This window comes from Pseudoselenomonas ruminis (genome assembly GCF_008271295.1).
Classification (GTDB): domain Bacteria; phylum Bacillota; class Negativicutes; order Selenomonadales; family Selenomonadaceae; genus Selenomonas_A; species Selenomonas_A ruminis.
Genome location: NZ_VTOY01000015.1, coordinates 43,054 through 53,645, shown reverse-complemented (window position 1 = coordinate 53,645; position 10,592 = coordinate 43,054). Strand labels below are relative to the sequence as shown.

The following is a 10,592-nucleotide window of genomic DNA, read 5'->3' as shown; positions in this document are numbered from 1 at the left end:
TTATATAGCAGAAATTCTAGCCGACAACCCAGCTGACGAAGTAGATAACCAGTGGAATCGTCACGCAGGCGATGCCGACGACGTCGATAATGACGCCGGTGTGAATCATCTTCGTGATGGGGATATAGCCCGATGCGTAGACGATAGCATTTGGCGGTGTCGATACCGGCAGCATGAAGCCAAGCGATGCGGAAAGGGCAATGCCGACGGATACCGGAATCGGGCTAAGACCGGCCGATACTGCCGCCGTGATGGCCAAGGGGCCAATCATATTTGTGGCGGCTGTATGGCTCGTTAGCTCCGAGAGCAGCAGGGCCATGACCGAGAAGATGGCGACCATGCCAATTTGCGATGGCGAGCCGCCCATCGAGCTGACGATAAGGTCACCGACCCACTGGGAAAGACCTGTCTTATACATCATGCCGCCCATGGCGAGACCGCCGCCGAAGAGAATCAGTGTACCCCATTCGATGCCTTCCATAGCTTCCTGCCACTTGAGGGTAAACTGGCGTTTTTCAAAATTGACCGGCAGGATAAAGAGAATCAGTGCGCCAGCCATAGCGGCAACCGCTTCTGGGAACAATTTATTGTAGAGTTTTAGCGTCGGGTCCGTACTGCCGAGGGCAATGGAAAGAATACCCGGCGTAACCCAGAGCGTAACGGCGACGATAAAGCAGAACAGCGTGTTTTTCTGAGCCAGCGTCCAGCCGCCAAGCTCTGCGAGCTTATTCTTGATAAAGGTGTCGGCTCCTTCGATGCGCTCGACATCAGCTGGGAACATGCGCGACAAGACGAAGGCGGCAATGAGGAAGTAGACGACCATGGCGATAAAACCCCAGGTCATCCATTCAAAGAATGATACATGAATGTCACACATCTGGTCGAGGAACCCGAGCATGATGAGGTTTGGCGGGGTTCCAATCGGAGTTAGTACGCCGCCAATCGAACAGGAGTAAGCCGTCATAAGCATGAGTCCGGTGGCGTATTTATATTCGTGCAAATCGATGGTCCGGCCATTGGCGGCAAACATCTCTTTGATGGAAGTCAAAAGGCCGAGACAGATCGGAAACATCATAGCGGCCGTAGCAGTATTGCTGACCCAGCCGGAGCACAGGGCCGCCGCCAGACCGACAGCCAGGAAAATGCGTTTCGGATTCGAACCAACCCAGGAACGTGATAACAGCCAGTAGGCAAACCGCTTATCGAGTCCATGAGTCATCATGGCTTTTGCCAGGATAAAGCCGCCCATAAAGAGGAAAATCATCGGATTGGCAAAGGCGGCAAATGCTGTGCTAACCGGTACAACCCCGGTAACAACGGCCAGCGTTGGCCCAATCAGCGAAGTTACCGGTATCGGTACAGGCTCTGTGATCCACCAGAGAGCAACGAGCACCATGATAGCCAGCAGTTTATGTGCCGCTAAAGTGAGTCCTGCAATCGGGGTAAGGAATACCAGCAGGGCTAGTATTGGGCCGCCGAAGAGACCAATCGTGCGGCGTTTGCGGTCAAAGGCCTGTTCTGCTCGTTTGACCGCTAGCGCTTCTTTACTCATCTTGTCCAAAATAAATACGCCTCCTTTTATTGAAGTAAGCAAAAGAATAATTTCTATAAATTATACCTACAATTCGCTTTATTTCTATCATAAATAATATTCTGTCTTTTTTCAATAGCTAATAGGATAATTTACCATTCTATTTAGGAATGATAGAAAAATTGTCGTAATTGAGTGGAAAAATAATGTTAAACAAAAAAAGAAGTCCGCAGCGTTACGTCCAAGCTGCGGACTTCTAGGGAAGGGATGATAAAAAATTGAGAAATGGGAAGCAAGAAGGGTGGGATTAAATCCTTCTTGTTTAGGGATATCGATAAAAGCCTGCGGCCTGGGGGATTGACCAAGCCCATCTCCTATCGACAGCTTTATTATAGGGGAGATTTATGAAAAGAGTATGTAACTTCAGTTACAAAAGGACAAAAAGTTAAAGAAAATTATCCGCACTCACGAAAATTTCAAGCGAGATATGGTAAAATACATATAGTTTTCTAACTCAAGTAAATGAGGTGATTCCTTTGAAATACAACAATCGATGGAAAAAACGCATGACGGCAATGGCTTTGTCCGGTGTGCTGATGACTGGCGTGATGCAGGCACCGATGCCGCAGGCAGAAGCCGTGGATGCCTGGGCGGCCGCCGCACAGGCACTTGGCGTTTTGGGGGCATATAAATCCAGCCTTTCCAGCATCCTGGCTATGGGAAATAACGTCAGTGCCCAGCTTCAAAGCCAGCAGCAGGATATCAAACAAAATGGCATTGACCCGAATCAGAATGATGTGCAAGTCGTCGATTTTGTTATGAATCAGCTGGTCAATAAGGGGGCGTACGTATTAAAGGTCAACAGCCTGCCCTTTTGCTGGACGGTCAATAACAGTCCGGATTTTAATGCGGCCTGCTATCCGACTAACTATGTGAGCATCAACAGGGCGCTGGTGCGTGGACTCAATCTTGATCCCGATGAATTGGCGGCTGTTCTTGCCCATGAGATGACGCATGGCCTGGAGCAGCACAGTGCGCATAACTATGCCAAAGCCGTAGCACAGTATTATGGAATGAGTTTCCTCAACATGGATACAGGTGTTATGGACTGGAACAAGCTAAATGCGCTGGCCAATTACTCCATCGCTAAGAATGTCACGCTGCCAACTGAGTACGATGCCGATGAAGGCGGTTTTTATTTAATGACCAGTGCGGGGTTCAATCCCGGCGGTGGTGCAGCGGCGATGGCCCGCATGTCGTACTATTTGACCTATCAGACTCAGAACGTCCTCGAATATCAGGATTCCGACCCAAAGAAAAAAGACCAGGAAAATTACAACGATCACCCGGATACGGACCTGCGGGAGCAAAAATTAGCCAAGATGATGTCGGATTACGGCTGTGGGCATGTGACGGTCAAGGATCGCCGGGATGTTTATATCGATGGACAAAAACTATTAAGTGTGGATTGGACCGGGGATGACTACGACAATACGACGGAAAATGCCTATTATGTTGCTGGTGCAATCGCCAAGGCCTTTCATGATTATGATTCCGTTGCGGCGTGGAATTTTCGCACGAATCGGGATGGCGCAGTAACTTGCCTCGAAGATTCGCGGGTAAATGCAGTGCTGCAAGCGTTTTTAGCATCAGAGCAGGCAGGCGCACGCCTGCAGGAACTCGTGACGAATGCTTATGCAGGGGAAGCGTCCAGCGGTGCACGAAGCAAAATGAAAGCGGCAGAGCAAAAGCGTCAAAAGCAATTGCAGCAGGCACGGGAAGCTGTAATTCAAAGCGATGCCAAAGCTGTCAAGAAAATGCGGGAAAATGCCGATGCCTATAGCGATTATGGACAGGCCGTTAAGGCCTTGTTTGAGATCAATCGCGTCTTTGCGGCTAAAAATCCTGAAAACGAAGCGGAGAACTTTGCCGTTCGCGGCCGGGCGAAAGCCGTCAATGGGGATTTTTCTGGAGCATTACAGGACTGTGACAAAGCTGTCGTTATGGATGCGAAGAACGTGTTTAATTTCCTCAATCGCGCCGATACCTATCGGATGATGGGGGAAAATGACAAAGCCCTGGCAGATTTGGATACCGCCAAGAAAATCAAGGCGGACAATCCCTATGGTTGGTTAATCAGCGCCGAAATATACGATGAACTAGGTCAGAGGGATAAAGCGCAGGAAAATTACCAGAAATTATATGCCTTGGATAACAAATACGTTCGTGCAATTCCCGATGATTATTTGCCAGCTATCAGTGATAAGGAATACAAGAAGCGCTTGAAGGATAAAGCCGAAGCCAAGAAACAGTATGAGAAAAAATGGAAAGAAGAGAAGAAAAATGCCGACAAAAAATCCGCAGTCAAAAAGACTGCGGATAAGAAGGGGGAAATGAGATGATAGGATATAGCACTCTGGTTTAGAATTTCCAAAGTGCGCCAATCTGTCCAGTCAGGCCGCGTTGCTTGCCGACCCAGCCGATTAAACCGAAGTCCAGTGTCAACGGCCCGCTGGCTTTTACTTGCCAGCCGAGTTCAGCCATGCCACTGCCGCCTTTGACACTAGGGGCTGGGGTAGCGTTGCCGTTATACGTGGCGCGTGCTTCGCTGTCAAATTCATGCTGATAAGCAAGTCCGCCGTAGAGACTTTCTTTTTCGTTAATTTTGTGGGTAATTCGCATACCGGCGCGGGCACGATGGCTGTTAACGGCAGAAAATGCCATTGGTGCGCCTACGATGGTTACAGTATCCCCCGCTTGGCGGGTGTAGAAATATTTGAGATAGGTATCTAACGCGTTGTTGCCAGCAAGTTTTGTCACTTTGCCGATACCTAGATGGGCTGACCAATAGGTATTCGTATTGTCATAGGCAATATGAGTGGGCACGCCTAGAACCGTTACGTTGGAGGAATAATCGGAACTGCTGCGGCCGCCACGCAGACTCCCTTCATAGTATATGCCATCGTTATTGGTTTGCCGCGCCATCATGCCGATACCCCAATAATGGGATTTGCCATCGCCATGTACGTCATTGTTATAGCTGTCATAGGTGCCACGGCCGTATTCTACTACTGGCCCAAAGAGGAGTTTGCCGTTTTTATTGGCAGTTTCTTTGGCAAAGCCGACGTTAAGGCAATAACCTTTTGTATCAACATGCGACCCGCTGTTGGCGCGCATTTTTTGGCCACCTGTAGCCGCAAATGGTGTAAAGGAATTGGTGCTGATGGCTGCAGCACCTCCTTGTTGTGCTTCGGCTGCGGCAAGGCTTACGGCGTTGGCTGCTTGGCTAAAACCGGATGAAGCCAGAAAGTCTGAGCCTTGGGTGAGTGCCGAAAGCGTAGCGGCTCTAGGCTCTACCGTTGATTTTTTCACATCATTGACGGTAGAACTGCTGCTGCTACTGGATTCGCCACTGCCGCCGGTAGAACTGCTGCTGACATTGTCTACTGTGGCGATGATAGCATCTGTTCCTGATTTGCTGATGGACAGCGTATAGGTGTTTACGGTATCGAGATTGGCCAGGGCCAGGAAGGAAGCAGATCCAAGCGTAGAACTGTCCGCTGTAGACAGCGTAGTATCGGTGGTAATACCAGCTGGTGCTGAAATCAGTGTGACGGTGTTGCCTTTGCTAAGGGTTACGCCGGAAAGTGCTGTTACACCTAGTTTTACACCGGTTAGATTGACGGTGCCGTCAATCTCTGTATTAGCAGCTACTGTAATCATTTTGTCGCCGTTGGCAATATTGGCAGGCAGATAAAAGTTGATGGAATCGAACCCCATGATGCTCCCTGTCGTAATTCCTTTAGCAGCTACATTAAGGGTGTTGCCCGAAGTAGTTCCGTCACCGCCGCTGAGCTCGAGAGCATTGACAGCTGTAAGCAGGTTTAGGGTATTATTGCTCGAGGTGCCACTTGCGCCTTGTGCAGTACCAATGGAAAGCATTACATTGCCTAAAAGCGTTACATCGCCGCTTATGGTCAGAGTATTGCCTGAGGCTGTTCCGCTGTCTTCATCATAGGGAGCTAATCCGGCATTAATCGAGGTCCATCCCGCAGCCGTGCCGATGGTACCGCCACTAATGGTGATGGTATTATTGCTGGCAGTTTTTCCCTGTCCGCCGATGATGCTGCCGGCAAAGGTACCGCCACTTATTGTGACGGTATTGCCGCTGGCGGTTCCGCCTGTTCCCACCTGTCCACCGATGATTTGCCCGTTGATGGTACCAGCCGTGACCTTTACGGTATTTCCACTGGCTGTTGAAGCACCATAGCCGCCAATTACGACGGCACCCCAGGGACTTTCGGCATTGCCAATAGTACCGCCATTTATGATCACACTATTATTTTGGGCGGTGGCTGTTGTTGTTTTGCCGCCGTAGATGAGGTTCATAGTTCCCGAGTTTATCGTCACAGTAAATCCGTCAGCCGCCAGCGTATTATTATCTAACACCGACAGTCCGGTTGCTGATACGATTTGGGAAATGCCTTCGTAGGAGGCATTGCCAAATACCGTATCCGTAGCGCTGATAGCTGCGCCCGTTTCATTGACAGACGTACTGGTAACGGTCAGTTCCTTGGCAGCTGGTGCCACTGCATCGGCAGTTTTCGCCGTGGCCATCGATGGCAACAGTAGTCCGCTGCTGCTTGCCAACAATGCCCCCAGAACCAGCTGGGTGATTTTTCGTTCCTGTAATTTCATAAAATCGACTCCCTTCTGCAAAATCGTGTTACTGGTTTTTTCATTATTCGGTATGCTAGGAAGAAATTTGTTCCGTGGGTGGCTGTTTCCTGCTGTATTTCGGTACAGTTTTTCGCTCCAAGCCTGTACTTTGGCCTGTACTATAAGGAAAATTCGCATTTTTCGTGCTATAATAAAGCTAGTTGGAACGGGGGAGGGGATTTTATGCCGTGGCGGCTTGTCTTTCTATATGCATCTTCGTTTTTTTACAACGTTCTTATATATATGGTAGTGTTGGAATATGTACCGGCCGAAGATATACTGACGGCTAATGCCTATTTTATGGTGCTGGCCAGTTTGGGAATGGTCTCACTTAGCCTGTTATATCGCCGGCTATCGCGTCAGCGGCGGCGAAATGTGCTCACCTTAGTACAGGGAATCAATCTGGTTAGTTTGGTGGCGCTGTTTCTGTCAGCTGACAGCAGTTATGGGTGGTACTTGTCATTAGCAGTGTTCTTGTTGAGCTGGGGATATATAGCTGCCTGTATTTTCTATCTGGCCGCCCGTCAGGTAAAAAGCAATCTCCAAGGGCGCTTTATTGGTATAGCGTTGGCGTTGGCAAATCTTGGTATCGGGCTTTGTATCTATGCTATCCCTAGAGGGCCACTGTATGTTGTACCTGTACTGAGTGGGTTCATTTTGCAGGCCTGTCTGCTTCACCGGATTCCTCGTTATCGTGACCGGGAACGTCCGTTATCGCCACAGCCGGTGCTGTTGCGCAACTTGTATCTGCCGATTCTCATTGCAGTGATGCTGGGATTGATGGTTGGTCTTGATGACAGCCTGTTTATGACCTATTTTTCTGCGTATCAGCCGACCTTTGCTGTCTCGCGTCTGTTTACGATAGCCAGCTTTTTATTGGCAGGGGTGTTGGCTGATTATGCTCCTGTTTATCTGCCGCTGGTAGCGCTGATAGCTAAGGTTGTTCCGCTGTTCTTGCGAACCTCACTGCCAGAAACAGAAATAACAGGTCTTATTCCTTTGCTGGGCTATATGGATGCATTTTTTACCGGCGTGTTGATTGTCTTTGTAATTCGTTTGTTCTTGGAAGTAGCTGTTTATACCAAACATCCTGAATTTTGGGCGGCAATGGGCCGTGGAATCGAGATGCCGGCTTCGGCTATGGGGGCACTTATGGGGGCTTCGTATCTTAACAGCTATTCTTTGACCAGTGTTATTATTCCTTATTTGGCTTTACTGCTGATTGTCGTTGCTCTTTTCTATCGTGGACTGTTGCTTTATTTGTCAGTCAAGAGTCGGACACGTCCTTTGCGGCTGCCACTTCCTCCGTGTATTAGACAGGGACCTTCTACATTGGTGGCAGAAGAGGTAATGGCAGAACCGCGGGCCGTGGATTCTATGCCGAAGGATAGGCCAATTTTTTCAGAATGGCAGGAACGGTTTGGCCTTACCCAGCGAGAATGTGAAGTGTTGCAGGAAATTATTGCTCAGAAAAGCATTGCAGAAATTGCTGAGTGTTTATGCATTACGGAGCGTACGGTAAAATATCACATTGGAAATATGCTCCGGAAAACCAATACCAAAAACCAACGGCAGCTGCGTCGGATTTTGCAGGAAAGCTAAATGGTAATAGAAAAGGCTGTTGACCTGAAAATGTCAACAGCCTTTTGCATATAACCTGCTAGATAAAATTAAGCCGATTCGATGACTTCGATGACCTCCACACCATGGGTGCGGAGGTTTTTTATTTCGTCGGGGCTGGCCCCGGGGCAGGTGATAAGCGTATCAATCTTGTCGATGGTGCCCGAGAGGAAGTTGTGTTCGCGGCCGATTTTTTGGCGGGCGGCCAGTACGTAGCAGCTGCCCTGGCAGCGGCGCATCATCATTTCGTTGATGGCGGTTTCGGGCAGTACCGAAGTGGTAATGCCGCTGGCTACACTGATGCCGCCGACGCCGATGAAGGCCTTGTCGGCATTGATTTTTGTCAGCGTCTGCAAAGCAAACTCGCCAACGAGGGATTTACGGCGCTGATAGATTTCACCGCCGGTCAGGATGATGGTGACCTGCGGGTCATGCGGGTAATAGATGGCGTTGCTGTTGTTGGTGACGAGGATCACGCGCTTATCCTTTATATAGTCGAGCATCATGAGGGTGGTGGAACTTGAATTCATAAAGATGGTATCGCCATCTTCAATCAGTGAGGCCGCGTACTGGGCAATGGCCTTTTTCTGTTCCACATCAACACGGCTCTTGGGGTCAGCGGTTGGTGTATCTTCTTCTTTTAAGGTGCCGTCAATGAGTTTGGCACCGCCGTGGAAGCGCGTGACAAGGTGCTGTTGTTCGAACATCACGAGGTCGCGGCGGATTGTGGTGGCGGATACTGCCAGCTGGGCTGCTGCCGTATCGACATCGATGCTCTTGTTTTCTTTCAATAGTTTGAGTAACGCCTGCTGACGGCGAAAGACAACGCTTTTACTGTTTTTCATAATAGTGGAATCCTTTCGGTATAGATGTTTATGGAATAGGCAAAACAGTTGCGATACGAGTATGTCTATTGTTCATAATAATCATATCCATATGACTTATGTTTATATGGATAGTATAACGGAGTGATAGCGAAAAATCAAGCATTAAATAATCATAAAATGAGCGTTTAAAATATTACAAATGTCATTTTTTGATTATTTTATGAAAAAATGCTTGAAATGAGCATAACGCTGTGATATGATAAGGATGTCGATAGGAAATACGGCAAAACAATCATAAACGAAACATAAATATTTGTTTTAGGGGGATTAACATGAGTAAGATTTCCGAAATGACCCGCGAAAGCTGGATCATGAGCACCTTCCCGGAATGGGGAACCTGGTTGGTAGAGGATATCGAAAGCTACGAAGTACCGGAAGGTCAGGTCGCCATGTGGTGGCTGGGCTGCACGGGAACCTGGTTCAAGACGCCAGGTGGTGCCAATGTAACCGTGGATTTGTGGTGTGGAAACGGCAAACGTACCCACGGGGATGGCAAGATGAAGGTTGGTCATCAGATGGCTAACATGTGCGGCTGCCGCTCGATGCAGCCGAATCTGCGCAACGTACCGTTCGTCATCGACCCATTCGCATTCAAGCAGGTCGATGCGGTACTCGCAACGCATTACCATCAGGACCACATGTCAGCGGAGTGGGCAGCCCATGTACTGCACAGCGGCATGACGACGACGGATGAGAACGGCAAGGAAATTCCGGTTCCGTTCATCGGACCGCAGAAATCCGTTGATACCTGGGTCAAATGGGGCGTGCCGGTTGAGCGCTGCAAGGTCGTAAAACCGGGCGATGTCATCAAGATTAAGGATATCGAAATCGTCTGCCTCGACAGCTTTGACCGCACCTGCATCACGACGACGGACTCGACGGGCCCGGACCGTGAGGAGCTCACCGGCAAATGCCCGACCGACATGGACGAGAAAGCAGTCAACTACCTGCTCAAGACGCCAGGCGGCAACATCTACCACTCCGGTGACAGCCACTTCTCGATTTACTTTGCGAAACATGGCAAGGATTACGACATCGATGTTGCCTTCGGTTCGTTCGGCGAGAACCCGATTGGCATGCAGGACAAGATGACGTCCATCGATATCCTGCGCATGGCTGAGAACCTCCAGTGCAAGGTCGTCGTACCAATCCACTGGGATGTCTGGACGAACTTCCAGGCTGACTGCAACGAAATCGAGCTGCTCTACAACTTCAAAAAAGACCGCAACGAGTACAAATTCCATCCGTTCTTCTGGCAGGTGGGCGGCCGTTATGTCTATCCGATGGATAAGGATAAGATTTACTACCATCACCGCCGTGGGTTTGAGGATTGCTTCGAGCATCCGCAGAACATTCCATTCCGTTCCTGCTTGTAATGTGAAGGGAGAGCCAAGATGTTTAAAGAATTTGTCGAGTCAAAACACTATTCGTTCCATGAAGGCTTTGATGACTGGCGGGATGCCGTGCGGGCAGCTTGTGCACCGCTGCTGGCTGATGGCACCATCGAAAAGGAATATCCGGAAATCATCATTGAAAAGGTGGAGGAGCTTGGTCCCTACATCGTCATCGCTCCGGATATCTGCATTCCGCATGCAGAGCGCGGCCGCGGCGTAAATGGCACGGCCATGTGCTTCATGAAGACGGAAAAACCCGTAAGCTTTGATAAGAGCGATCCGGATAAAGATGCCCGCATCTTCGTGGTATTGGCAGCTACCGATGACGAAGTCCATCTGAACAATCTGATGGCCCTGTCCGAGACGCTTTCCGATGAGGATATCGTAGCCAAGGTCTTGGCAGCCAAGACACCGGAAGACTTGCTGCAGATCGAGGCGTAA

At 49.4% G+C, this 10,592-nt stretch carries 7 protein-coding genes; 4 read left to right on the top strand and 3 right to left on the bottom strand.

The window, feature by feature from the left end:
- Positions 1-16: 16 nt before the first annotated feature.
- Entirely contained in the window at positions 17-1,552 is a 1,536-nt protein-coding gene (locus FZ040_RS12115) for an SLC13 family permease (RefSeq protein WP_187620333.1), read from the bottom strand.
- Between the two features lie 545 nt (positions 1,553-2,097).
- Here FZ040_RS12115 and FZ040_RS12110 point away from each other — a divergent pair.
- Positions 2,098-3,933 (top strand): M48 family metallopeptidase, encoded by a 1,836-nt coding sequence (locus tag FZ040_RS12110; protein WP_149172228.1) that lies wholly within the window; start codon positions 2,098-2,100, stop codon positions 3,931-3,933.
- A 19-nt stretch (positions 3,934-3,952) separates the two neighbouring features.
- Here FZ040_RS12110 and FZ040_RS12105 read toward each other — a convergent pair whose 3' ends face one another.
- Positions 3,953-6,229, bottom strand: a complete 2,277-nt coding sequence (locus tag FZ040_RS12105; protein WP_187620332.1) for an autotransporter domain-containing protein — start codon at positions 6,227-6,229, stop codon at positions 3,953-3,955.
- A gap of 204 nt (positions 6,230-6,433) precedes the next feature.
- Between FZ040_RS12105 and FZ040_RS12100 the strand changes: the two genes are divergently transcribed.
- Entirely contained in the window at positions 6,434-7,852 is a 1,419-nt protein-coding gene (locus tag FZ040_RS12100) for a helix-turn-helix transcriptional regulator (protein WP_149172222.1), read from the top strand.
- A gap of 68 nt (positions 7,853-7,920) precedes the next feature.
- On the opposite strand, the gene FZ040_RS12095 is transcribed toward FZ040_RS12100, so the two are convergent.
- Positions 7,921-8,715 (bottom strand): DeoR/GlpR family DNA-binding transcription regulator, encoded by a 795-nt coding sequence (locus FZ040_RS12095; protein ID WP_149172221.1) that lies wholly within the window; start codon positions 8,713-8,715, stop codon positions 7,921-7,923.
- A 314-nt stretch (positions 8,716-9,029) separates the two neighbouring features.
- Here FZ040_RS12095 and ulaG point away from each other — a divergent pair, with 314 nt between their 5' ends.
- Complete coding sequence (gene ulaG / locus FZ040_RS12090; protein ID WP_149172220.1) at positions 9,030-10,133, top strand: L-ascorbate 6-phosphate lactonase; 1,104 nt, start codon at positions 9,030-9,032, stop codon at positions 10,131-10,133.
- 18 nt (positions 10,134-10,151) lie between these two features.
- Positions 10,152-10,592, top strand: a complete 441-nt coding sequence (locus FZ040_RS12085) for a PTS sugar transporter subunit IIA (protein WP_149172219.1) — start codon at positions 10,152-10,154, stop codon at positions 10,590-10,592.